Origin of the sequence: Aquabacterium sp. (assembly GCF_044226965.1) — a bacterium.
In the GTDB taxonomy this organism is placed as follows: Bacteria; Pseudomonadota; Gammaproteobacteria; order Burkholderiales; family Burkholderiaceae_C; genus Pseudaquabacterium.
This window is the reverse complement of sequence record NZ_JBGAGA010000101.1, coordinates 1-23821: the sequence shown is the minus strand read 5'-3', so window position 1 is coordinate 23821 and position 23821 is coordinate 1. Positions and strand designations below refer to the sequence as shown.

At 71.2% G+C, this 23821-nt stretch carries 19 protein-coding genes and 1 pseudogene; 13 read left to right on the top strand and 7 right to left on the bottom strand.

Translation table 11 applies throughout. From position 1 onward, the window contains the following. Window positions 1-14: 14 nt before the first annotated feature. Together ACILR4_RS27280 and ACILR4_RS27275 are read left to right on the top strand one after the other, a co-directional pair. Window positions 15-179: a GNAT family N-acetyltransferase gene (locus tag ACILR4_RS27280; RefSeq protein WP_395704048.1), complete on the top strand. Its 165-nt coding sequence runs from the start codon at window positions 15-17 to the stop codon at window positions 177-179. Continuing rightward, window positions 176-583 carry a GFA family protein gene (locus ACILR4_RS27275; RefSeq protein ID WP_395704047.1) on the top strand — a complete coding sequence of 136 codons (408 nt, stop codon included), beginning with the start codon at window positions 176-178 and terminating at the stop codon, window positions 581-583. The genes ACILR4_RS27280 and ACILR4_RS27275 overlap by 4 nt, the downstream gene beginning before the upstream one ends. A 19-nt stretch (window positions 584-602) precedes the next feature. On the opposite strand, the gene ACILR4_RS27270 is transcribed toward ACILR4_RS27275, so the two are convergent. Continuing rightward, window positions 603-1115 (bottom strand): YciI family protein, encoded by a 513-nt coding sequence (locus ACILR4_RS27270; protein ID WP_395704046.1) that lies wholly within the window; start codon window positions 1113-1115, stop codon window positions 603-605. Window positions 1116-1206: 91 nt separating this feature from the next. On the opposite strand from ACILR4_RS27270, the gene ACILR4_RS27265 reads away from it, so the two are divergent. The 3 genes from ACILR4_RS27265 to ACILR4_RS27255 are packed head-to-tail and all read left to right on the top strand — an operon-like array spanning window position 1207 to window position 2876. Continuing rightward, window positions 1207-1725, top strand: a complete 519-nt coding sequence (locus tag ACILR4_RS27265; RefSeq protein ID WP_395704045.1) for a hypothetical protein — start codon at window positions 1207-1209, stop codon at window positions 1723-1725. A gap of 58 nt (window positions 1726-1783) precedes the next feature. Further along, window positions 1784-2410, top strand: coding sequence for a LysE family translocator (locus ACILR4_RS27260; RefSeq protein WP_395704044.1), 627 nt, complete (start codon window positions 1784-1786; stop codon window positions 2408-2410). 22 nt (window positions 2411-2432) lie between these two features. Continuing rightward, window positions 2433-2876, top strand: coding sequence for a GFA family protein (locus ACILR4_RS27255; protein WP_395704043.1), 444 nt, complete (start codon window positions 2433-2435; stop codon window positions 2874-2876). Window positions 2877-2911: 35 nt separating this feature from the next. Here the strand turns inward: ACILR4_RS27255 and ACILR4_RS27250 are convergent, their stop codons facing one another. From ACILR4_RS27250 to xdhA, 6 genes and pseudogenes are all read right to left on the bottom strand, one after another. After that, on the bottom strand, window positions 2912-3145 hold the full coding sequence (locus tag ACILR4_RS27250) for a hypothetical protein (protein ID WP_395704049.1): 234 nt from the start codon (window positions 3143-3145) through the stop codon (window positions 2912-2914). A 253-nt stretch (window positions 3146-3398) separates the two neighbouring features. Further along, window positions 3399-3740, bottom strand: a pseudogene (locus ACILR4_RS27245) (protocatechuate 3,4-dioxygenase); the annotation flags it as partial. Between the two features lie 2 nt (window positions 3741-3742). Next, window positions 3743-4108, bottom strand: coding sequence for a hypothetical protein (locus ACILR4_RS27240; protein WP_395704042.1), 366 nt, complete (start codon window positions 4106-4108; stop codon window positions 3743-3745). A gap of 324 nt (window positions 4109-4432) precedes the next feature. Then, window positions 4433-4996, bottom strand: coding sequence for an XdhC family protein (locus tag ACILR4_RS27235; protein WP_395704041.1), 564 nt, complete (start codon window positions 4994-4996; stop codon window positions 4433-4435). A gap of 499 nt (window positions 4997-5495) precedes the next feature. Further along, entirely contained in the window at window positions 5496-7811 is a 2316-nt protein-coding gene (xdhB, locus tag ACILR4_RS27230; RefSeq protein ID WP_395704040.1) for a xanthine dehydrogenase molybdopterin binding subunit, read from the bottom strand. A gap of 9 nt (window positions 7812-7820) precedes the next feature. Next, window positions 7821-9296, bottom strand: a complete 1476-nt coding sequence (gene xdhA, locus ACILR4_RS27225; RefSeq protein WP_395704039.1) for a xanthine dehydrogenase small subunit — start codon at window positions 9294-9296, stop codon at window positions 7821-7823. A 70-nt stretch (window positions 9297-9366) separates the two neighbouring features. Between xdhA and ACILR4_RS27220 the strand changes: the two genes are divergently transcribed. From ACILR4_RS27220 to ACILR4_RS27185, 8 genes are all read left to right on the top strand, one after another. After that, window positions 9367-10332: a LysR family transcriptional regulator gene (locus ACILR4_RS27220; protein ID WP_395704038.1), complete on the top strand. Its 966-nt coding sequence runs from the start codon at window positions 9367-9369 to the stop codon at window positions 10330-10332. Between the two features lie 4 nt (window positions 10333-10336). After that, the gene (gene guaD, locus ACILR4_RS27215) at window positions 10337-11638 is read left to right on the top strand and encodes a guanine deaminase (RefSeq protein WP_395704037.1); all 1302 of its coding nucleotides are present in this window, start codon (window positions 10337-10339) and stop codon (window positions 11636-11638) included. A 36-nt stretch (window positions 11639-11674) separates the two neighbouring features. Further along, entirely contained in the window at window positions 11675-13204 is a 1530-nt protein-coding gene (locus ACILR4_RS27210; RefSeq protein ID WP_395704036.1) for an ABC transporter ATP-binding protein, read from the top strand. Then, entirely contained in the window at window positions 13191-14273 is a 1083-nt protein-coding gene (locus ACILR4_RS27205) for an ABC transporter permease (RefSeq protein WP_395704035.1), read from the top strand. The genes ACILR4_RS27210 and ACILR4_RS27205 overlap by 14 nt, the downstream gene beginning before the upstream one ends. A gap of 1 nt (window position 14274) precedes the next feature. Then, the gene (locus tag ACILR4_RS27200) at window positions 14275-15195 is read left to right on the top strand and encodes an ABC transporter permease (RefSeq protein WP_395704034.1); all 921 of its coding nucleotides are present in this window, start codon (window positions 14275-14277) and stop codon (window positions 15193-15195) included. Window positions 15196-15248: 53 nt separating this feature from the next. Continuing rightward, entirely contained in the window at window positions 15249-16412 is a 1164-nt protein-coding gene (locus ACILR4_RS27195; protein WP_395704033.1) for a BMP family ABC transporter substrate-binding protein, read from the top strand. Beyond that, window positions 16412-17494 (top strand): adenosine deaminase, encoded by a 1083-nt coding sequence (locus tag ACILR4_RS27190; protein ID WP_395704032.1) that lies wholly within the window; start codon window positions 16412-16414, stop codon window positions 17492-17494. Before ACILR4_RS27195 ends, ACILR4_RS27190 begins: the two co-directional genes overlap by 1 nt. Before the next feature lie 508 nt (window positions 17495-18002). Continuing rightward, window positions 18003-23821 (top strand): beta-ketoacyl synthase N-terminal-like domain-containing protein (locus ACILR4_RS27185; protein ID WP_395704031.1); only part of this gene is annotated, 5819 nt, incomplete at its 3' end.

The window sequence follows — 23821 nt, the reverse complement described above, 5'->3', positions numbered from 1 at the left end:
TCGGCCGGGCCTTGATGCAGGCGGCCGAAACCTGGGCCCTGGCGCGCGGCGCCGAGGAGCTGCATCTCAATGTCTGGGCCTTCAACCAGCGCGCACGGGCGTTCTACGACGAACTGGGCTATGCCGTCCGGGCCCAGACGCTGGGCAAGCGGCTCGTTGACTTCCCTTCGATGCCATGACCACACGCACCGCCTCCTGCCATTGCGGCCAGCTGCGCATCCAGGTGCAGGGTGAGCCGCGCATCGTGGGCCTGTGCCATTGCCTGGCCTGCCAGCAGCGCACCGGCAGCGTGTTCGCCGCGCTGGCCGGCTTCGCGGGTCCCTATCAGGTATACGGCACGGCCACCGAGTACGTGCGTGCCGGCGACCAGGGCGCGCGCTTCCGGTTCCGGTTCTGCCCGGTCTGCGGCACCTCGCTGTACCACACCGAGGAGGGGGTCGAACGCGACGGGGTCAGCGTCGCGGTCGGTGCCTTTGCCGACCCGGATTTTCCGCCGCCGCGCGTGTCGGTCTACGACTGCCGGCGCCATGGCTGGGTGCAACTGCCGCCCGGCGTGACGGCCTACGACAAGGATCCGGCATGACCCGCCGCCGCCGCGACGATCAGAACGACTTGCGCTGCAGCTTCTCGTGCAGGCCGTTCACCGTCATCAGCGCGGCGCTGCCGTAGTAGCGGTGGTACTCGGCCACCATCTCGCCCTTGATCACCACCGGGTCGGTGCCCACCAGCTGCTTCGCGGCTTCGATGTCGGGCACCGCCAGCACGAACAGCCCGCGCCAGCCGTCCACGCCATCGAGCGGCCCGGCCAGCGCGAGCTTGCCCTCGCCGGCCAGGCGCTTCATGTTCGCGAAGTGGCCCTTGAACATCTCGTCGCGCTCGGCGCCGGCGGGCAGCGGCGTCGGGCCGGTCTTCAGGATCACCAGCACATAGCGCTTCATGCCGTAGTCGTCGGCGCCCAATGACTTCGCCAGCGCGGCGTCGAAGCCGGGCGGTGGCGGCGCTTCGGCCGCGGCCGGTGTGCCTTGCGCATGGGCCGTGCCGGCGAACAACGCCAGCGCCAGGCCGGTGGCCCGCAGCGGGAAGGACAGCGGGGAGGGCAGCGGGAGCGTGAACATTGGGCTCGACCTTTGAATGGAGGGGAGCCGCGATGCTACTGTGGGGCGCGGCGCTACGATGGGCAACGCTGATCGACAGGGGCCGCGCGCGATGCTGAAGCTGTACCGACTCGACGGGCCGCACAAGGCCTACTGGCAGACCTGGCAGGACACCAGCGGCGAGCACATCGTGCACTGGGGCGCGCTTGGCACGCTGGGCGATTCGAAGTCCTTCCACCCGCTGCACCCGAACCGCGATCCGCTGGCGCTGCAGGCGGAGATCGATGCGCAGCGCGCCGCGGGTTTCGTCGAGATCGATGTCGACGCGATGGACCGCCTGCGCGTGCAGGGCCGCCCCGCCCCTGGAGCGGCGCCGCTGGCGGCCGAGCCGCTGCAGCGCACACTGCACGAGCTGGATCGCCGGCTCGGCGACACCGGGCTGGGGCAGTGCGAGACCGGCCCCGGGTCCGCCATCGCCGCGGCTTCGGACGGCGATGCCTGGACGTTCCACTGCCGCGTGGTCGACGGTGCGCTGGCGCGCAGCTGCATCACGCAGGCGCTGAAGGCCTGGTTCGGCGGCGGGCTGTCGATCGAGCCGGTCGACGACGACGGGCGCGTGCTGGCGGGCTGACGAGGGCGTGTGGCGATGGATACTGCGCGCCTGCGGACCTGATCGAGGAGAACGGACGATGGTCGACGTGAGCTGGTGGCTGTTCATCGTGGCCTCGGTGCTGCTGATCGTCACGCCCGGGCAGGACATGATCCTGGTGATGTCGCGCTCGATCGCGCAGGGCCCGGGCGCCGGCGTGGCCACTGCGGCCGGCGTCAGCGTCGGGCTGGTCGGCCACACCGTGCTGGCCACCTTGGGGCTGGGCGCGATCCTGCGCACCTCCGAATGGCTGTTCCTGGTGCTGAAGCTGGTGGGCGCGGCCTACCTGGTGTACCTTGGCATCCAGCTGTTGCGCACGCGGCAGCAGGCACTCGCCGTCCATGCCGGTGCGCCGCGTTCGCTGGGGCGCCTGTTCTTCGACGGCGCGATGTCCAACGTCTCGAACCCGAAGATCGCGGTGTTCTATTTCGCCTTCCTGCCGCAGTTCGTGCAGCCGGGCGCGGCGCATCCCACGGTGTCGGTGTTCGCGCTGGGGCTGGTGTTCGCGGCGCTCACCTTCGTCGTCAAGGGGCCGGTGGGGCTGGGCGCGGGGCTGCTGTCGGCCTGGCTGCGGGCGCGGCCGCGGGTGCTGACCGGGCTGTACCGCGGCAGCGGCGCGGTGCTGCTGGGCCTGGGGCTCAAGCTGGCGTTCGAGCGCCGCTCCTGATCGGCCCGGGAAGGCAAGGACCATGGACATTCCCGGCGGCTGCCACTGCGGCAACATCCGTTTCACGCTGCGCTGGGCGCCCGAGCCGGCGGAAATTCCGGCGCGGGCCTGCACCTGCTCGTTCTGCGTCAAGCACGGTGGCGTGTGGACCTCCTGCCCCGGCGGCACGCTGGAGGTGACGGTGCGCGATGACGCGCGCATCACGCGTTATGCCTTCGGCACCCGCACCGCGCAGTTCCACGTCTGCGCCGGCTGCGGCGTGGTGCCGCTGGTCACCAGCCGCATCGACGGGCGGCTGTACGCGGTGGTGAGCGTCAATGCGCTCGAAGGGGTCGACCCGGCGCTGCTGAAGCGCGCGCCGGCCTCGTTCGACGGCGAGGACGAGGCTGCGCGCCTGGCCCGCCGCGCGCGCCGCGGATCGCCGGCGTGCGATCATCAGGACCCCTACGGCCCTGCGGGCCAGTAACCAAGGATCAGGCCTTGACCGGGCAGTCGCTTGGCTCAGGCCGGCACCAGCAGCTGCACCGCGGCGGCGGTGTTCGAGATCGGGATGTGGTAGGTGCGGTGCAGCTGCTGCGCCGGCTGTGCGCCCAGCGTGCCGCGCGCGGCCAGCCAGTTCAGCAGCTCGATGCCCTGGGTGCCCACCTCGCGCACGCAGCGCCTGGATGTCGAGAACTGCGTGGCCCAGGCGGGCTGGTCCCGCAGGCTGTCGAGAAGCGCTTGTCGTGCCGGCATTGATGTGCCCGGCGCGCTCGCCCTCGAGCTGGTGCGAGCTCGCCGGTGCCCAGCACCAGCACGCGCGCGTCGTTCTCCCAGGCCGCGATGGCGCGGCCCACCGCCTGGCCCAGCTGCCGGCAGCGGCGCGCCGGAAGGCAGCGGGAACAGCACGGTGTTCAGGCAGATCGGCACCACCTTCACCGGCCTGGTCGGGCCACAGCAGCTTCATCGGCAAGGTGAAGGCATGGTCGACCAGCATTTCCTGGCAGGTGACGATGTCGAAGTCCTCGGCCACTGCGCGACTCGACCAGGTGCCAGATATCCTCGGCGCCTTCGAACGGCGCATACGGCGGCAGGCCCCAGCCTTCGTCGGCATTGCGGTAGGCCGGCGCTGCGCCCACCGCGAAGGTCGGCATCTTGTCGAGAAGAAGTTCAGGCCGTGGTCGTTGTAGAACACCACCGCGATGTCCGGCCGGGTCTCGGCCACCCAGCGGCGCACCGGCGGGAAGGCGTCGAAGAAGGGCTTCCAGTAAGCCTCCTGCTCGCGCCCCTTGGCGATGGCGCCGCCAATGGCGGGCGCGCGAGGTGAAGAGATGCCGATGATGCGGGCCATGTTCAGGCCTCCTTCGTGCTGCCTTGACCCGCGGCCACCAGCCGCGCCTGGAACTGGACTTGCTGACGCCGGTCTGCGCGCGCCGATGTCCTGCATGTCCAGCCCGAAGATGCCGGCCAGCAGGCCAGGTAGTAGGCATTGCCGCCGGCCTGCAGCATCTTCAGCACCTGCCGGCTGCGCACCGCCTCGCGCTGCTCGGGGTGAGCCGAAGCGCGCAGTAGCCGTCCTCGTCGGCCAGGAAGGCCGCGCGGTTGGCAACCTCGTTGAACGAGAAGCGCATCTTGTTCAGCGCATAGCCCTTGCGCGGCGCGCGAATCGAACAGCGGCGTGCCGGGAATGTCGGTGTGGATCTGGCGGGCGGCGGCCATGGGAAAGCCTTTCAGGCGGCGGGTGTGCGGGCAGTCTAGGAAGCGGCCGGCGGCGGCTTGCGGCAGGTCAAGGCGCATCCGGCGCTGGCCATCGCAAGCCCGCATAGCTGAAGTGCAGAACCGGCATGCGGCCGGTCGGCCCTGGGCCCGCTCCAGCCGGCCTGCTGCAGCAGCTGCGCCACCGCGACGGCGATGACCTGGGGCTCCTTGCCGCCGGATGCCGGAACGCCGATCGGCAGGTCAGGCGCACGCCAGCGTCTCCGGGCGCGATGCCGCGGGCTTCGAAGCGGTGCAGGAACTTCGCGCGCTTGGTGGCCGAGCCGATCAGGCCCAGGTAGCCGAAGTCGCCGCGTTGCAGGATGGCTTCGGTGATGCTCCAGCGCGTGGCTGTGCGTCAGACCAGGTAGAACGCGCCGTGGGCGGCGCGGTGGCCACTTCGGCCTCCACCGGCTCGACGCACAAACGTTCAATGTGAGCGGCCGAGGGTGCGGTGGGAAACTCTTCCTCGCGCTCGTCGATCCACTGCACGCGGCGGTGAATGCCTTCGAGCAGCGCGATGGCGCGGCCGACATGGCCGGCGCCGTAGAGCGCAGCGTGAACAGCGGCGGCCGCAGCGGCCAGCGGGCCAGCGTGCTGGCGTCGAAGCGCTCGAAGTGCAGCTGCAACGCGCCGCCGCAGCATTGCCGAGCGTCGGGCCGAGTGCGATGGACTGCACCCGTGGCAGGTCTTGCCCATCGGTGAGCAGCCGCGCGCGGTGGCAATCGCCTGCCATTCGAGGTGCCTGCCGCCGATGGTGCCCAGCACCGCGCGCTCGCTCACCATGCGCGTGCCATCGCCCCGCGGCACCGAGCCGCGGCTGCGCTCGACCCGCACCTCGATGGCCGGCACGCGCTGCGCCAGCCATTGCGCGGCGCTGCGCGCAGCGCGGTGTCGGTGGGGGCCGTCCGGGCATCGTGCTCGGCTCGATTGGCGTGGCCGCGATGCTCATGGTCGGATCTTCCAGGCCCGGACCCACAACAGCTTGTGGCCCGTTTCGGACATCGACAGCTCGTGGATACCGGCATTCGACGATCGGCGCGACCAGGGCGGCCGGCCGGTCCGGACTCCTCGCGTCCCTAAATCGTCGCCCGACCGGCCGACCACCCCTGGTCGCGCCAGCACGGTTTCCGCATGCGGCGCCTGCGAATGCCACTGCAGCTGCCGGCAACGCCGCAGGGGGGCCGGGCGACGATTTAGGGACGCATGAGGAGCTCGGCCCTCCCCCTGCGGCGTTGCACGCTCGGTCCTCGCAAGGCGGCTACCGATGCACGCGACCCATATCCGCTCCAGGCCAACAGCTCTCACCTGCTCAAGCCGTCTTCGGTTGGAAGGCCGCCGCTGCATGGCCTCACGCTCCCCTCACCGCATCCAGCGCATCGAGGATCGCCTCCGGCGTGGCCGGTGCGCGCAGCGGCGGATGGGTGCGATGGCCGCCCACAGCCGAGATCGCGTCGCGGATCGCGAAGAACACCGAGAACGGCAGCAGCAGCGGCGGCTCGCCGACGGCCTTGCTGCGGTGGATGGTGTCGGCGGGGTTCTGCGTGTCGTACAGCGCCACGCGGAAGTCGGCCGGGCAGTCGTTGGCGGTGGGGATCTTGTAGGTGCTGGGCGCGTGCGTCATCAGCTTGCCGCTCTGCGGATGCCAGTACAGCTCCTCCATCGTCAGCCAGCCCATGCCCTGGATGAAGGCGCCCTCGACCTGGCCGATGTCGATGGCCGGGTTCAAGGACTGGCCCACGTCGTGCAGCACGTCGGCGCGCGTGAGCTTCCACTCGCCGGTCAGCGTGTCCACCACCACCTCGGCGCAGGCCGCGCCATAGGCGAAGTAGAAGAACGGGTGGCCCTTCAGGTGCTCGCGGTCCCAATGCAGGCCGGGCGTGGCATAGAAGCCGTCGCTCCACAACTGCACGCGGGCGAAGTAGGCCTGCTGCACCAGTTCCTCGAAGGGCAGGGCCTGGCCGTTGACCAGCACGCGGTCGTTGCCGAAGCGCACCGCGTCGGCGCTGCCGCCGTACTTGGCCGCCGCGAAGGTGGCGAGGCGCTCGCGGATCTGCCGCGCCGCATCCTGCGCGGCCTTGCCATTGAGGTCCGATCCGGTCGAGGCCGCGGTGGCCGAGGTGTTGGCCACCTTCTGCGTGTCGGTGGCGGTGGCCCGCACGCGCGCGAGCGGCACGCCCAGCTCGTGCGCCACCACTTGCGCCACCTTGGTGTTCAGGCCCTGGCCCATCTCGGTGCCGCCATGGTTCACCAGGATCGAGCCGTCGGTGTAGACATGCACCTGGGCGCCGGCCTGGTTGAAGTGCGCCACGTTGAACGAGATGCCGAACTTCACCGGCGTCAACGCCAGGCCGCGCTTGAGCACCGGGCTCTCGTGGTTGAACTGGCGGATGGCTTCGCGCCGCGCGCGGTAGTCCGACGTGTGCTCGAGCCGCTCGACCAGCGGGGCGATGATGTTGTCGCGCACCGGCTGGCCATAGGGCGTCACGTTGTGCGTGTCGGTGCCGTAGAAGTTGGCGCGCCGCACGTCCAGCGGGTCGCGGCCCAGGCTGCGCGCGATGTCGTCGAGGATCATCTCGATCGCCAGCGCGCCCTGCGGGCCGCCGAAGCCGCGGAACGCGGTGTTGCTTTGCGTGTTGGTGCGCGCGCAGAAGCCGTGCATCGCCACGTCGGGCAGCCAGTAGGCATTGTCGAAGTGGCACAGCGCGCGCGTCATCACCGGCGGCGACAGGTCGGCCGAGAAGCCGGCATTGGCGACCATCTCGACCTCGACGCCGGTGATGCGGCCCTCGTCGTCATGGCCCGCGTCCCACTGGAACTCGAAGCCATGGCGGCGGCCGGTGACCAGCATGTCGTCGTCGCGGTCGGGCCGCAGCTTCACCGGCCGCTGCAGCCGTGCTGCGGCCACGGCGGCCACGCAGGCGAACAGCGCGCTCTGGCTTTCCTTGCCGCCGAAACCGCCCCCCATGCGCCGGCACTGCACCTGCACCTGGTGCGCGGCGCGGTGCAGCGCATGCGCCACCGCATGCTGCATCTCGCTGGGATGCTGGGTCGAGCAGTGCACCAGCATGCCGCCGTCTTCCTGCGGAATGGCGTAGGAGATCTGGCCTTCCAGGTAGAACTGCTCCTGGCCGCCCAGCGAGAAGCGGCTGCGCGTGCGCTGCGGGGCCGCGGCCAGCGCCGCATGCGCATCGCCGCGCGACAGGTGCATCGGCGGCACCACGTACTGCTGCTGCGCATGCGCGTCCAGCGCGGTCAGGATCGGCGGCAGCGGCTCGGCGCGGATCACCTGCTTCGCCAGCGCGGCGGCCCGGCGCGCGGCCTCGCGCGTGCGCGCGATCACCGCGAACACCGGCTGGCCCAGGTAGTGCAGCGTGCCGTCGGCCAGGATCGGGTCGTCGTGCACGATCGGGCCGCAGTCGTTGCTGCCGGGGATGTCGGCCGCGGTGATCACTGCCACCACGCCGGGCATCGCCTGCAGCGTGGCGACATCGATGCCGAGCAGCCGGCCATGCGCCAGCGGCGACAGGCCCAGCGCGGCGTGCAAGGTGCCGGCCAGTTCGGGCAGGTCGTCGGTGTAGGGCGCGGCGCCGGCCACGTGCAGATGCGCCGATTCATGCGGGCGCGACGAGCCGACGACGGCAGGGGCTTCGTGGGGTGCGTTCATGGTGCTTTCCTAGACGCTCCAAACCGACGTTAGCGATGGGGCCAACGCTGCATTCGGCCGCGTCTCCAGCCACAGCCGCTGCAGCAGGTTGCGCGCGGCGCGGCGGCGGTAGGCGGCGCTGGCGCGCAGGTCGGACAGCGGCATGTAGTCGGCATCCAGCGCGGCCATCGCGGCGCGCACGGTGGCCTCGGTCCAGGGCTGGCCGACCACCGCGGCCTCGGCCTGCGCGGCCCGCTTGACGATGGCTGCCATGCCGCCGAACGCGAAGCGCGCGGCGCGCACCATGTCGCCGTCGAGCTGCAGCCACAGGCCAGCGGCGAGGCCGGAGATGTCGCTGTCGTAGCGCTTGCTCAACTTGTAGGCGCGCAGCTGCTCGCCGGGCTGCGGCAGCGGCACGCGCAGCGCCTGCACGAACTCGCCGGGCTGCAGCTGGTTCTTCATGTAGTCGAGGTAGAAGTCCTGCAGCGGCATCTCGCGCTGCGCATCACCGTGGCGCAGCACGATGCGCGCGCCCAGCGCGATCAGCACCGGCGCCGAATCGCCGATCGGCGAGCCGTTGGCCACGTTGCCGCCCATCGTGCCGGCGTGGCGGATCGGCGGGGACGCGAAGCGCAGGCCCATCTCGCGCGTCGTCGGCCAGTGCCGGGCCAGCGCGGCCCAGGCGTCTTCGAGCGACGCGCCGGCGCCGATCTCGAGCCCGCCGGCGTCCACGCGGATCGTCTTCAGCTCGGCCACGTTGCCGATGTAGAGGATCTCGCCCAAGGCGCGGAACTGCTTGTTGACCCACAGGCCGATGTCGGTGTTGCCGGCCAGCAGCCGGGCCTCGGGCTTCGCGGCGCGCAGCGTGGCGAAGGCGGCCAGCGTGCGCGGGGCATGGAAGCCGTCGCTGCCGAGCGGTGCATCGGCGCGCAGGGCCTTCAGCGCGGCGGCCGCCGCCGTGTCGTCGAAGCGCTGCGCGGGCAGCTCGAACATGCGCTGGCCGGCTTCCAGGATCGGCCGGTAGCCGGTGCAGCGGCACAGGTTGCCGGACAGGTCGTCGGCCAGCTGCTGGCGCGTCGGCCGTGAGCCTGCGGCCTGGTGGCGCTCGTAGCAGCCGGCCAGGCTCATCACGAAGCCGGGGGTGCAGAAGCCGCATTGCGAGCCATGGCAGTCGACCATCGCCTGCTGCACCGGGTGCAGCGCGCCATCGGCGGCGGCCAGGTCCTCCACCGTGCGCACGGCCTTGCCGTCGAGCGTGGGCAGGAACTGGATGCAGGCGTTCACCGGCTTCCACTGGACCTGCTCGTGCGCGTCGAGCTCGCCCACCAGCACGGTGCAGGCGCCGCAGTCGCCTTCGTTGCAGCCTTCCTTGGTACCGGTGCAGCGCGCCTGCTCGCGCAGCCAGCTCAGCAGCGTGGTGGTCGGGGCCAGACCGTCGACCGCGACGATCTCGCCGCGGTGGAAGAAACGGATCGGGCGCGTGGGGGTGTCGGTGGCCTGGGACATACCCGTAACTTAGCGGCTCTGCGCCGGGTGTGTATACGATAGCGCTGATAAGCTCTATAGACCACAACGTATGGCACGCGGCGCCGGCTTCGACAAGATCGAGCTGTCTCTCATCCGGGTCCTGCACACCGTGATCACCGAACGCAGCGTGTCGCGCGCCGCCTTGCGCCTGTCCAGCAGCCAGCCGGCGGTATCCGCGCAGCTGAAGCGGCTGCGCGCGCTCACCGGCGACCCGCTGCTGGTGCGCAGCGGTGCGGGCATGGCGCCCACCGCGGTGGCGCTGGCGCTGCTGCCGGCGGCCGCGCAGGTGCTGCAGGGCGCGCAGGCGTTGTTCGGTGGGCATGTCTCGGCCCGGGCCTTCGCGCCCGAGCAGGCCCAGCAGGTGTTCCGCATCGCCGCCAGCGACTACCTCGACCCGCTGTTCCTGCCCGAGCTGGTGACGCGCGTGCGGGCCCAGGCCCCCGGCGTCACGCTCGACCTGCTGCCGCTGACGCGCGAGTTCGACTACCGCGGCCACCTGGCCCGCGGCGAGGTCGACGTGGTGATCGGCAACTGGCTGCAGCCGCCGGCCGAGCTGCACCTGGGCCGGCTGATCAGCGACGAGATCGTCTGCCTGGTGGCGCAGGACCACCCGGCGGTGCGCAGCCCGCGCGGCTGGACCTTGGAGCGCTACCTGCAAAGCGAGCACATCGCGCCCACGCCGTTGCATGCCGGCGGCCGCGGCGTGGTGGAAGAGCACCTGCAGGCGCGCGGCCTGGAGCGCAACATCGTCGTGCGCAGCCCGCACTTCGGCCTGGCCCCGGCGATGGTGGCGCGCAGCCGCCTGGTGCTGACCACCGGGCGCCAGTTCTGCGCCCGCTACCTGGGCCAGCTGCCGGTGCGCGTGGTGCGCTGCCCGGTGGACTTTCCGCCCCTGACCTACTACCAGCTGTGGCACGACCTGACGCATGCCTCGCCCGCGCTGCGCTGGCTGCGCGAGCAGGTGCGCGACGTGGCGCGCGGCCTGGCCGAGGCGCCGGCGCGCGGGCCGGCCTGACCGTATGACGACCTTGACCAAGACGGCGATCCGCGCCGACCTGCTGGACTTCCAGGCCGACCCCGGCCTGGGCGACGTGCAGAGCGACGCCGTGCGCTGGCGCCCCGGGCACTGGCTCCTGATCGATGAGGACGGCCGCATCCTGGCCGTGCAGCCGCACGAGCCCGGCGACGACTTCCGCAAGCTCGACCGCCGCGGCCAGCTGCTGATGCCCGGCTTCATCGACACCCACGTGCACTGCCCGCAGATCGACGTGATCGGCTCCTGGGGCGCGCAGCTGCTCGATTGGCTGGAGACCTACACCTTCCCGGCCGAGGCGCGCCATGCCGACCCGGCGGTGGCGGCGGCCGCGGCCGCGCTTTTCCTCGATGCGCTGCTGGCCCACGGCAGCACCAGCGCGGTGGTGTTTCCCACCGTGCACAAGGCCTCGACCGAGGCGCTGTTCGCCGCCGCGCAGGCGCGCGGCATGCGCGTGATCGCCGGCAAGGTGCTGATGGACCGGCATGCGCCCGACAACCTGCGCGACGACGTGACGAACGCCGAGCGCGAATGCCGCGAACTCATCGCGCACTGGCATGGCCGCGGCCGCCTGGCCTATGCGGTGACGCCGCGCTTCGCCGCCACCAGCAGCGCCGGGCAGCTGGCAATGGCCGGCCGCCTGCTGGCCGAGCATCCCGGCGTGTACATGCAGACCCACGTGGCCGAGAACCCGGCCGAGGTGCGCTGGATCGCCGAGCTGTATCCGCAGGCGCGCAGCTACCTCGACGTGTACGCCGCGCATGGCCTGCTGAACGAACGCGCGGTGCTGGCCCATGGCATCTGGCTGGACGGCAGCGACCGCGCGCTGCTGCGCGACAGCGGCGCGCAGATCGCGTTCTGCCCCTCGTCGAACCTGTTCCTCGGCAGCGGCCTGTTCGGCTGGCGCGAGGCGCGCGAGGTGGGCTTCAACGTCAGCCTGGCCAGCGACGTCGGCGGCGGCACCTCGCTGTCGATGCTGCGCACGATGGCCGATGGCTACAAGGTACAGGCGCTGGCCGGCACCCGGCTCAGCGCCTGGGCCCTGCTGCATGCCGCGACCCGCGGCGCTGCGCAGGCCCTGCAGCTCGACCACGAGATCGGCTCGCTCGAACCCGGCCGCCTGGCCGACGTCGCGCTGTGGGACTGGGCCGTCGGCCCGGTGGCGCAGCGCCGCGACAGTCTGGCCCACGAGTTGCATGAACGCGTGTTCGCCTGGGTGACACTCGGCGACGAACGCAACCTGGCCGAATGCTGGGTGGCCGGGCAGCGGCGCTACGTCCGCGCCTGAGCCTGGCACAAGAAGCATCATCAAGAGGAGCGCACCATGCTCAGACTCGAGCTGGTCGGCATCAGCAAGCAGTACCCGGCGGTGCGCGCCAACGACCAGGTGTCGTTGCGCGTCGCGCCGGGCCAGATCCATGCGGTGCTGGGCGAGAACGGCGCGGGCAAGTCCACGCTGATGAAGATGATCTACGGCGCGGTGCAGCCCGACGAGGGCGAGATCCGCTGGAACGGCCAGACCGTGAAGATCGGCAACCCGCAGCAGGCGCGGGCGCTGGGCATCTCGATGGTGTTCCAGCACTTCTCGTTGTTCGACACGCTCACCGCGGCCGAGAACGTGTGGCTGGGCCTGGACAAGTCGCAGCCGCTGCCCGAGGTCACCGAGCAGGTGCTGCGCGTCTCGCGCGACTACCGGCTGGAGGTCGACCCGCTGCGGCCGGTGCACACGCTGTCGGTCGGCGAGCGCCAGCGCGTCGAGATCGTGCGCGCGCTGATGACCCGGCCGCAGCTGCTGATCCTGGACGAACCCACCTCGGTGCTGACGCCGCAGGCGGTGGAGTCGCTGTTCCTCACGCTGCGCCAGCTCTCGGCCGAGGGCTGCTCGATCCTCTACATCAGCCACAAGCTCGACGAGATCCGCGCGCTGTGCCACCACTGCACGGTGCTGCGCGGCGGCAAGGTCACCGGCGAGGTCGACCCGACGAAGGAGACCAACGCCAGCCTGTCGCGCCTGATGATCGGCGCCGAGCCACCCGAGCTGGCGCACCGCGAGGCCAAGCCGGGCGCGGTGGCGCTGCAGGTCCAAGGCCTCTCGCTGGCCAAGAGCGGGCCCTTCGGCCGCACGCTGGACGGCATCGCCTTCGAGGTGCGCGCCGGCGAGATCGTCGGCATCGCCGGTGTCTCCGGCAACGGCCAGCAGGAGCTGATGGCCGCGCTCTCGGGCGAAGACCGGCGCGCGCCGGCCGGATCGGTCAAGCTGTTCGGCCAGGACGTCGCCCATGCCACGCCGGGCCGGCGCCGCCGGCAGGGGCTGCACTTCGTGCCCGAGGAGCGGCTGGGCCGCGGCGCGGTGCCGACGATGTCCTTGGCCGATAACACGCTTTTGACGCGGCGCGAGGCCATCGGTGCCGGCGGCTGGCTGAAGGTGGGCGCGGTGCGCGCGATGGCCGAGGCGCTGATCGCGAAGTACCAGGTCAAGGCCGGCGGGCCGGGCGCGGCGGCCAAGAGCCTCTCGGGTGGCAACCTGCAGAAGTTCATCGTCGGCCGCGAGATCGATGCCGGGCCGAAGGTGCTGATCGTCTCGCAGCCGACCTGGGGCGTCGATGTCGGCGCCGCGGCGCAGATCCGCGGCGCGCTGATCGCGCTGCGCGACCAGGGCTGCGCGGTGCTGGTGGTCAGCGAGGAGCTCGACGAGCTGTTCGAGATCAGCGACCGGCTGCTGGTCATCGCGCAGGGGCGGCTGTCGCCAAGCGTGCCGATCGCCGAGGCCACGGTCGAGCAGATCGGGCTGTGGATGTCGGGCCTGTGGAACCAGCCCGCGGCGGCTGCGGAGGGTGCCCATGCTGAAGCTTGAAGCCCGGCCACAGCCGTCGAAGGCGATGTCCTTCGCGTCGCCGCTGATCGCGCTGGCGGTCACGGTGATCGTCGGCGTGCTGCTGTTCACCCTGCTCGGCAAGGACCCGCTGCGCGGGCTGCAGATGTTCTTCGTCGAGCCGGTGAAGAACGCCTATGCGCTGTCCGAGATCGCGATCAAGGCCACGCCGCTGGCGCTGATCGCGCTGGGCCTGTCGGTGTGCTACCGCTCCAACGTCTGGAACATTGGCGCCGAGGGGCAGTTCGTGCTGGGCGCCATCTTCGCCAGCGGCGTCGCGATGCAGGCCGGGCCCGATTCCAGCCGCATGATCGTGGTTGCCATCCTGCTGGCCGGCGTGCTGGGCGGCATGGTCTGGGCCGGCCTCGTCGCGCTGCTGCGCGACCGCTTCAATGCGAACGAGATCCTCGTCAGCCTGATGCTGGTGTACGTGGCCGAACTGCTGCTGTCCTACCTGGTCTACGGGCCCTGGAAGGACCCCAAGGGCTACAACTTCCCGCAGACCATCACCTTCCTCGCAGTGACCAAGATACCGCGTCTGGTGGAAGGCTCGCGCGCCAACATCGGCGTTCTGGTCGCGCTGGGCGCGGCGCTGGCCACCTGGCTGCTGCTGTTCCGCACCTTCGCCGGCTTCCAGCTGCAGGTGGGCGGGCTGGCGCCGGCGGCGGCGCGCTATGCCGGCTTCTCGTCGCGGCGCGCGCTGTGGCTGGCGCTGCTGCTGTCCGGCGGGCTGGCCGGGCTGGCGGGGGCGCTGGAGGCGGCCGGGCCGCTCGGGCAGCTAACGCCGTATGTCCCCGTGGGTTACGGCTTCGCGGCGATCATCGTCGCCTTCGTCGGGCGGCTGCATCCGGTGGGCGTGGTGTTCGCGGCGGTGCTGATGAGCATGTTCTACATCGGCGGCGAGCTGGCGCAGTCGCGGCTGGGCCTGCCGAAATCGATCACCGGGGTGTTCCAGGGGCTGCTGCTGTTCGCGCTGCTCGCGGCGGACACGCTGATCCACTACCGCGTGCGCTGGCGCGCCGCGCCGCGGGCCGCGGCCAAGGGGGCTTGAGATGGAATCCTTCGCGCTGCTGATCGCGGCCACGCTGAACGCCGGCACGGTGCTGGCCATCGCCGGCCTTGGCCTCTTGATCAACGAACGCGCCGGCGTGCTGAACCTCGGTGCCGAGGGGATGATGCTGGTGGCGGCCATCGCCGGCTTCGCCACCGCGGTGCACACCGGCAGCGACCTGCTGGCCTTCGCCGCCGGCATGGCCGCGGGCGGCCTGATGGCCGCGGTGTTCGGCGGCATGGTCATCTGGCTCAACACCAACCAGTACGCCAGCGGCCTGGCGCTCAGCCTGTTCGGCACCGGCTTCTCGGCCTTCGCCGGCATCAAGTACACGCAGGAAAAGCTGGGCGACCGGATGAAGTTCGAGATCCCGGGCCTGGCCGACATCCCGTTCATCGGGCCGGCGCTGTTTAAGCAGCACCCGATGGTGTACCTCGCGATCGCGCTGGCCTTCGCGCTGGCCTGGTTCCTGTACCGATCGCGCGCCGGGCTGGTGCTGCGCGCGGTGGGCGAATCGCCCGATTCGGCGCATGCGCTGGGCTACCCGGTGCGGCGCATCCGGCTGCTGGCGGTGGTGGTGGGCGGCGCGCTGTGCGGGCTGGCCGGCGCCTACGTGTCGGTGATCTACACGCCGTTGTGGGTGGAGGGCATGATCGCCGGCAAGGGCTGGATCGCGCTGGCGCTCACCACCTTCGCCACCTGGCGCCCGGCGCGGGTGTTGCTGGGGGCCTACCTGTTCGGCGGCGTCACGATGCTGCAGTTCCACCTGCAGGGCGAAGGGGTGCAGATCGCGAGCCAGTGGCTCTCGATGCTGCCCTACCTGGCCACCGTGGTGGTGCTGGTGCTGATCTCGCGCAACGCGACGTGGATCCGCGTCAACATGCCGGCCTCGCTCGGCAAGCCCTTCTTCCCGGGCTCGTGACAACCCACCCATAATCGCTTTTCTCATCGCCAACCCCCTCGCTGGAGCATGCAATGACCGACAAGACCAAGCGTTCCCTGATCAAGCTGGCTGGCTGGAGCACGCTGGCCGCCACCGCGGCCCTGGTGGGCTGCGGCAAGAAGGAAGAGGCGCCCGCGCCGGCGCCGGCCCCCGCCAGCGCGCCGGCTTCGGCCGCCGCGGCCAAGCCCGAGCCGCTGAAGGTCGCGTTCGCCTACGTCGGCCCGGTCGGCGATGGCGGCTGGACCTTCGCGCACGACAACGGCCGCAAGGCGCTGGAAAAGGAATTCGGCGACAAGATCGTCACCAGCTTCGTCGAGAAGGTGCCCGAGGCGGCGGACGCCGAGCGCGTGTTCCGCGACATGGTGGGCCAGGGCAACAAGCTGATCTTCGGCACCACCTTCGGCTACATGGAGCCGATGCTGAAGGTGGCGGCCGACAACAAGGACGTGAAGTTCGAGCATGCCACCGGCTACAAGACCGCCGAGAACATGCGCACCTACGACAGCCGCACCTATGAGGGCGCGTACATGGCCGGCGTGATCGCGGGCTCGATGACCAAGACCAACACGCTGGGCGTGGTCGGCTCGATCCCCATCCCCGAGGTCATCCGCAACATCAATTCGTTCACGATGGGCGCGCAGAGCGTGAACCCGAAGATCAAGACCAAGGTCGTCTGGGTCAACGAATGGTTCAACCCGCCGAAGGAAACCGAGGCTGCCACTGCGCTGATCAACGGCGGTGCCGACGTGCTGATGCAGAACACCGATTCACCCGCGGTGCTGAAGACCGCGCAGGAAAAGGGCAAGCGCGCCTTCGGCTGGGATTCGGACATGACGGCCTACGGCCCGAAGGCCCACCTGGGCTCGGCGGTCATCAACTGGGGTCCGTACTACATCAAGGCCACGCGTGACGCGCTGGAAGGCAAGTGGACCACCGGCAAGGCCTGGTGGGGCGTGAAGGAAGGAGCGATCGACTTCGTCTCGGTGGCCGACGACGTGCCGGCCGAGGCCAAGGCCAACCTCGACAAGGTGAAGGCCGGCCTGAAGGACGGCAGCTTCGTGATCTGGAAGGGCCCGATCACCGACAACACCGGCAAGGTGGTGCTCGAGAAGGACAAGGTCGCCGACGACGAGTTCCTCGGCGGCATCAAGTTCTTCGTCAAGGGCGTCGAAGGCAAGGTGCCGGGAGACAAGTGATGTCCAGCGCAGGTGCCGGCATGCCGAGCATGATCGACTTTGACCGCATCTCCCGCGATCGCCTGCCTGCACTGCTGCGCTCGGCGCCCAAGGCCGAGCTGCACATCCACATCGAGGGCTCGCTCGAGCCCGAGCTGATCTTCCAGCTCGCGCAGCGCAACGGCGTCGCGCTGGCCTACCCCAGCGTCGAGGCGCTGCGCGCGGCCTATGCGTTCACCGACCTGCAGAGCTTCCTCGACATCTACTACGCCGGCGCCAGCGTGCTGCTGAAGGAGGCAGACTTCTTCGACATGGCCTGGGCCTACTTCCAGCGCGCGGCGGCCGACAATGTGGTGCATGCCGAGCTGTTCTTCGACCCGCAGACGCACACCGCGCGCGGCGTCGACATCGGCACCGTGATCCGCGGCCTGCACCATGCCTGCCAGCGCGCGCATGCCGAGCTGGGCATCAGCGCCGCACTGATCCTGTGCTTCCTGCGCCACCTCAGCGAAGACGAGGCCCTGGCCACGCTGGACGCCGCGCTGCCCTATCGCCACCATTTCATCGGCGTGGGCCTGGACAGCAGCGAACGCGGGCATCCGCCCGAGAAGTTCGCGCGCGTGTTCGCGAAGGCGCGCGCGCTGGGCCTGCACCTCGTCGCGCACGCCGGCGAGGAAGGTCCGCCCGCGTACATCGAGAGCGCACTCGACGTGCTGCAGGTCGAGCGCATCGACCACGGCGTGCGCTGCCTCGAAGACCCGGCGCTGGTGCGGCGGCTGGCCGCGGCGCGCATGCCGCTGACGGTGTGCCCGCTGTCCAACGTCAAGCTCTGCGTGTTCCAGGACCTGTCGCAGCACAACCTGCCGGCGTTGCTGGACGCCGGGCTGTGCGCGATGGTGAACAGCGACGACCCCGCCTATTTCGGGGGGTACCTGAACCAGAACCTGGTGGAAACCTTCGCGGCCCTGCCGCAGCTGGGCGCGCGGCAGGCGTACCAGCTGCTGCGCAACGGCTTCGAGGCCAGCTTCGTTGCCGCGGACAAGCGCGAAGCCTGGTACCGCATGCTCGATGCCGCCTTCGCGGGGGCCGTCACCGCCGGGTGAGCCAGCCACTGGCACCCGTATTGCTTCGCTTCCGCGGAACGCCTGCCCTTCGTGCAGGCAAGGGAGCGGGAAAAGTTCATGAACCCACCGGGGAACAGCCTGGAACGCCCGTTCGCTCCAGGCTGATACTGGCGCGTTCGAGAGCCAGGGAGGGCCGTGAAATCAAGCGGGTCGCAGCGGCGGCATTGGGTCGCCACGCGCTAGGGATTTCACGGGCCGCATCTAGGGGCTCGCCACCTCAACGAGTGGGTTGACCATGTTAGTTTCGGCTTCGTGCCCCCAAAAGGGGCACAGGCCGAGAGGCCGCCCGTGCGGCGGCTCACCCTGGTGGCGGCGAACGGCCGCGGCCGCAGGACTCGGGACAGTAGTACGTGAACGGTGGACAAGGAATTCCTATGCGAATGGATGGGTGGGACCACCGCCGCGGCGCATTCCCGCCGTCAACAGCCACCCTGGCCGCCGCAGCGCGCGCCCGGCTGCTGAAACCAACCGCCCTGGGGATGCCGTGATGACGCCCATGACCACACCGACACCGGCCTTCCGCACCTTCGTCTTCAGCCCGGCCGGCCTGGCCGATGCCACGCTGGTGGTGGCCGCCTGCCGCGCCGGCGGGATCGGCGTGCTGAATGCGGAACTGGGCCTCGAGTCCGCCGCCCTCGTGCCGCTGCTCGATCACGTCGCCGCTTTCGTGCCGCAGGGCTATGGCGTCAAGCTCGCCGCGATCGACCCGCCGCTGGCCGCCGCGCTGCAGCGCCATGCCGCGCTGGGCCTGCGCTGGCTGGTGATCGAGCCCGCGCTGCTGGCCGAGCATGCCGGCCTGCTGGCCACGCTGCGCGCCGCCGGCGTCCAGCTGCTGGTCGAGGTGCTCGACGCGCGCCTCGTCGGTGCCGGTCTCGACGCGCAGTGCGACGGCCTGGTGCTCAAGGGCAATGAATCGGGCGGCTTCGTCGGCGACGACGCCAGCTTCATCCTGCTGCAGAAGTGGCATGGGCGCAGCGCGCTGCCGCTGTACCTGCGCGGCGGCATGACCCCCGCGGTGGCCGCGGCCTGCCACGCGGTGGGCCTGGCCGGTGGCGTGCTGGACGCCCAGGTCCTGCTGATGCCCGAATCGCCGCTGCGCGGCGCGCTGCAGCCGCTGCTGGCCAGCCTGTCGGGCAACGAGACCCTGGCGGTAGGCGATGGCGAGCAGGGCGAGTATTTCCGCATCCTGCTGCGCCCCGGCCATGCCGTGGCGAAGGCCTTCAGCGTCGAAGGCGATGGCGCGCGCCATGCCGCGCTGCGGGCGCTGGTGCAGGGCAAGGTCAACTGGGCCGATCCCAAGGCCGGCCTGCTGCCGGTGGGTCACGACATCTGCTTTGCCGCCCCCTGGGCCCGGCAGCATGGCCACCTGGCCGGGTTGCTGCGCGCCATCGAGGCCGCCGTCGCGCAGCAGCTGCGCCAGGCCGTGCAGGCGCGCAGCATCACCGCCGGCGCGCCGTTGGCGCAGGCCCTGGGCATTCCGCTGCCGCTGATCCAGGGGCCGATGACGCGGGTGTCCGATGTCGCGGCCTTCGCGCAGAACGTCGCCGAGGGCGGCGCGCTGCCGATGGTGGCGCTGGCGCTGCTGAAGGGCCAGCCGCTGGTCGACCTGCTGGAGGACACCGCGCAGCGCCTGGCCGGCAAGCCCTGGGGCATCGGCCTGCTGGGCTTTTCGCCGCAGCCGCTGCTGGACGAGCAGCTCGCGGTCTCGGTGCGCTTCAAGCCCGCGTACGCCCTCATCGCCGGCGGCCGGCCGGACCAGGCCGTCACGCTGGAGGCGGCCGGCATCCCGACCTTCCTGCACGTGCCCTCGGCCAACCTGCTGCCGATGTTCCTGGCCGAAGGCGCGCGCCGCTTCATCTTCGAGGGCCGCGAATGCGGCGGCCACATCGGCCCGTTGAGCAGCTGCGTGCTGTGGACCACGATGGTCGAACGGCTGCTGGCCGAGCTGCCGACCAGCAAGGTCAAGCCCGAGGACATCCAGCTGATCTTCGCCGGCGGCATCCACGACGCGCTGTCCTCGGCCTTCGTGCAGGTGCTCACCGCGCCGCTGGCCGCCAAGGGCGTGCGCATCGGCATCCTGATGGGCAGCGCCTACCTGTTCACCGAGGAGATCGTGGCCTCCGGCGCGGTGGTGCAGGGCTTCCAGGACGAGGTGCTGGCCTGCGAGCGCACGGTGAACCTCGAATCCGGCCCGGGCCACGCCAGCCGCTGCGGCTACACGCCGTTCGCCGAAGACTTCTTCCGCCAGCGTGCCGAGCTGCGTGCGCAGCAGATGCCGGCCGACGAAGCACGCCGCGTGCTCGACGACCTGATCCTCGGCCGCCTGCGCATCGCCTCCAAGGGCCGCGACCGCGGCGGCGAGGGCGGCGCCCTGCGCGAGCTCACACCCGAGCAGCAGCGGGCCGACGGCATGTACATGCTGGGCCAGGTGGCGATGCTGCGCGACCGCACCACCCGCATCGCGGCGCTGCACCGCGAGGTGACCGAAGACGCCGCCGCGCTGCTGGCGCACCGGCTGATCGAGGCCGCGCCGCAGCCCGACCAGGTGCTGGGCGGCGGCCCGGCGGATGTTGCCATCGTCGGCATCAGCACGCTGCTGCCGAAGGCCAATTCGACGCGCGAGTTCTGGCAGAACATCGTCGACAAGGTCGACGCCATCACCGAGATCCCGCGCCACCGCTGGGACTGGCGCCTGTACTTCAGCGAAGACCGCCACGAGAAGGACAAGATCTATTCGAAGTGGGGCGGCTTCCTCGACGACATGCCCTTCGACCCCACGCGCTACGGCATGCCGCCGAAGTCGGTGGACGCGATCGACCCGATGCAGGTCATGGCGCTCGAGGTGGCGCAGCGCGCGCTGGTCGACGCCGGCTATGCCGACAAGGCCTTCAACCGCGAGCGCGCCTCGGTGATCATCGGCGCCTCCGGCGGCACCGGCGACGTCGGCACGCAGTACGGCCTGCGCGCCGAACTGCCGCGCTTCTCGGGCCAGCTGCCCGACGACATCGCCAGTCGCCTGCCCGAGTGGACCGAGGACAGCTTCGCCGGCATCCTGGTCAACGTGATTGCCGGGCGCATCGCCAACCGGCTGAACTTCGGCGGCGCCAACTTCACCACCGACGCGGCCTGCGGCTCCTCGCTGGCGGCGGTGTACCAGGGCGTCTCCGAGCTGATCGCCGGCCGCTCCGATTTCGTGCTAGCGGGCGGCGTCGACACGGTGCAGGGCCCGTTCGGCTACCTGTGCTTCAGCAAGACGCAGGCGCTGTCGCCGCGCGGCCGCTGTTCCACCTTCGACAGCTCGGGCGACGGCATCGCCATCAGCGAAGGCCTGGCGATGATCGCGCTCAAGCGCCTGGCCGATGCCGAGCGCGACGGCGACCGCATCTACGCGGTGATCAAGGGCGTCGGTGCGTCCAGCGACGGCAATGCCAAGGGCATGACCGCGCCGCTGCCGGCCGGCCAGCTGCGCGCGATGCGCCGCGCCTACGCGCAGGCCGGCTACGGCCCCGACAGCGTGGGCCTGTTCGAGGCGCACGGCACCGGCACCGTGGCCGGCGACACCGCCGAGCTCGAATCCACCACCACGCTGATCCGCGAGCATGCGCACAGCCCGCGGCAGGCCGTGGTCGGCTCGGTCAAGACCATGATCGGCCACACCAAGGCCACCGCGGGCGTGGCCGGCCTGGTCAAGGCCGCGCTGGCGCTGCACCACCAGGTGCTGCCGCCGCACCTGCATGTGAAGCTGCCGAACGCCATCCTGCGCGACGAGAGCAATCCGCTGCACGTGCTGGCCGAGCCGATGCCCTGGCTGCCCGATGGCGACACGCCCCGGCGCGCGTCGGCCAGCGCCTTCGGCTTCGGCGGCACCAACTTCCACGTGACGATGGAGGAGTACCGCGGCGAGTACCGCGCGTGGCTCAAGCCGGTCACCACCGACCGCTGGCCGGCCGAGCTGCTGCTGATCGGCGAGGCCGACCGACCCGCGCTGCTGCAGCGCCTGGGCGCGCTGGCCACCGGCCTGGCCGCCGCGCCGGCGCTCGAGCTGCGCGACCTGGCGGCCTCGCTGGCGCGTGACTTCAGCGTGGGCGGCGAGACCTTGGCCGTCGTGGCCGACAGCATCGCCGACCTGGCGGCCAAGCTCGACAAGGCGCAGGCCTTCCTGCGCGGCGAGGCCAAGCTGCTGCCGCCCGGTGTCTACCACGGTGCGGCGGGCGCCCAGCCTGGCAAGCTGGCCGTGCTGTTCCCGGGCCAGGGCTCGCAGTACACCGGCATGCTGCGCGATCTGGCCGTGCGCTTCCCGGAATGCGCGGCCACGCTGGCCGAAGCCGATACGGTGCTGAAGCCGGCCTTCGACGAGCGCTTCGGCGCCGGCCATCCGCTGTCGCGCTTCATCCTGCCGCGCGGCGCCTACAGCGACGCCGACAAGGCCACCGCCACGCAGGCGCTGACCAGCACAGATGTCGCGCAGCCGGCGCTCGGCGCGGTGTCGGTGGCCGTGTGGCGGCTGATGCAGTCGCTCGGCCTGCAGGCCGACATGGCCGCCGGCCACAGCTACGGCGAGTTCGTCGCGCTGCATGCCGCGGGGGCCTTCGACTTCGCCGCGCTGATGCAGCTGTCGGCCGCGCGCGGCCGCTTCATCGTCGACGCGGCCAAGGCCGGCGGTGCCGAGCTGGGCACGATGGCCGCGGTGCCGGCCCAGCGCAAGGACGTGGAAGCGGCGATCGCCGGCATCCCCGGCGTCATCGTCGCGAACCACAACGCGCCGCTGCAAGCCATCATCTCCGGCACGCACGCGGCCGTGAAGCAGGCGATCGAGGCGCTGGCCAAGGTCGGCATCGAGGCCACGCCGATCCCGGTGGCCGCGGCCTTCCATTCGGTGCTGGTGCAGCCGGCGCAGGCGCAGCTGGGCGCGATGATCGAGGCCACGCCCTGGTCGCCCACGCGCATCCCGGTGTTCTCGAACGCCCGCGCCGAGGCCCACGCTGCTGACGTCCAAAAGGTGCGGCAGTGCATGGCCGAGCACCTGGTGCAGCCGGTGGAGTTCGTCGCCGAGATCGAGGCCATGGTCGAGGAGGGCGCACGCACCTTCGTGGAGGTCGGGCCGAAGTCGGTGCTCAGCAAGCTGGTCGGCAAGATCCTCGCCGGCCGGCCGCACGTGGCGGTGGCCACCGACGACGGCAGCGGCCTGCCCGGCCTGCTGAAGGCCCTGGGCCAGCTGGCCTGCGCCGGCGTCGCGCTCGACTGGCAGCGCCTGTTCGCCGGCCGCGACTGCCGGCTGGGCGAACCCGACGACCTGGCCGCGCTGCAACGCCTGACCGTGCTGCCCAGGCACGCCTGGCTGCTGAACGGCAGCCGCGCCCGCCGTGCCGGCGAGCCCCCGCAGCAGGTGGGCGTGACGCTCGAACACCTGCCGCGGCTGCAGGCGTCGCCGGCGGCCCTGGCGCCCGTGGCGGCGCCGCCTGCGTCCGCCGCGCCGCCCGCGTCTGCTGCGGCGGCCGTGCCGTATGGGCCCCCGGCCACGAGAACAAGCGCATTCCCAACGTCCCGATCCTGGAAGAAGGAGGTCCCGATGACCGATCGACGAACCGTGCCCCCTGCCGCAGGGAGCTCGGCGGTGATGTCGGAGTATTTCGACACCATGCGCCAGTTCCTCGAAACGCAGGAACGCGTGATGGCCATGTTCATGGGCGCCGAGGTGTCGGCGCCCGCGGCGCGGCCGATGCTGCGGCCCCTGGCCCGCCCCACGATGCAGCCGCTGCCGCGCGTCGCCGAGGTCGAGGCCACGCCGGTGCCGCAACCGGTGGCCGCGGCCAGGCCGGTGCCGGCGGCCGTCGTGCCGCCCGCGCCGGTGCCTGCACCCGCGCCCGTGGCCGCGGCGCCCACCCCCGCACCCGTGGCCGCCGCCCCCGCGCCGGTGCCGGCCGCCGCGCCGAAGGCCGCGCCCGCGGCGGCGGATGCCGCGCTCGGCCGCGACAAGCTGGCCGACATGCTGCTGGCCATCGTCGAGGACAAGACCGGCTATCCGCGCGACATGGTCGGACTGGACCAGAACCTCGAATCCGACCTCGGCATCGACTCCATCAAGCGCATCGAGGTGGTCGGCGCGATGATGCAGAAGCTGCCCGAAGGCCTGCGTGCCGCGCTGACCGACAGCCGCACCAAGCTGAACACGCAGCCCACGCTGAACGGGATGCTCGACATCCTGGCCAGTGCCAAGCAGGGGGCCACGGTCCCTTTTGAAGTGGCCGAGGCGGCCCAACCGGCCGACCAGGGTTCCGCTGCCCTGGCCGCGCTGCCGCCTCGGTA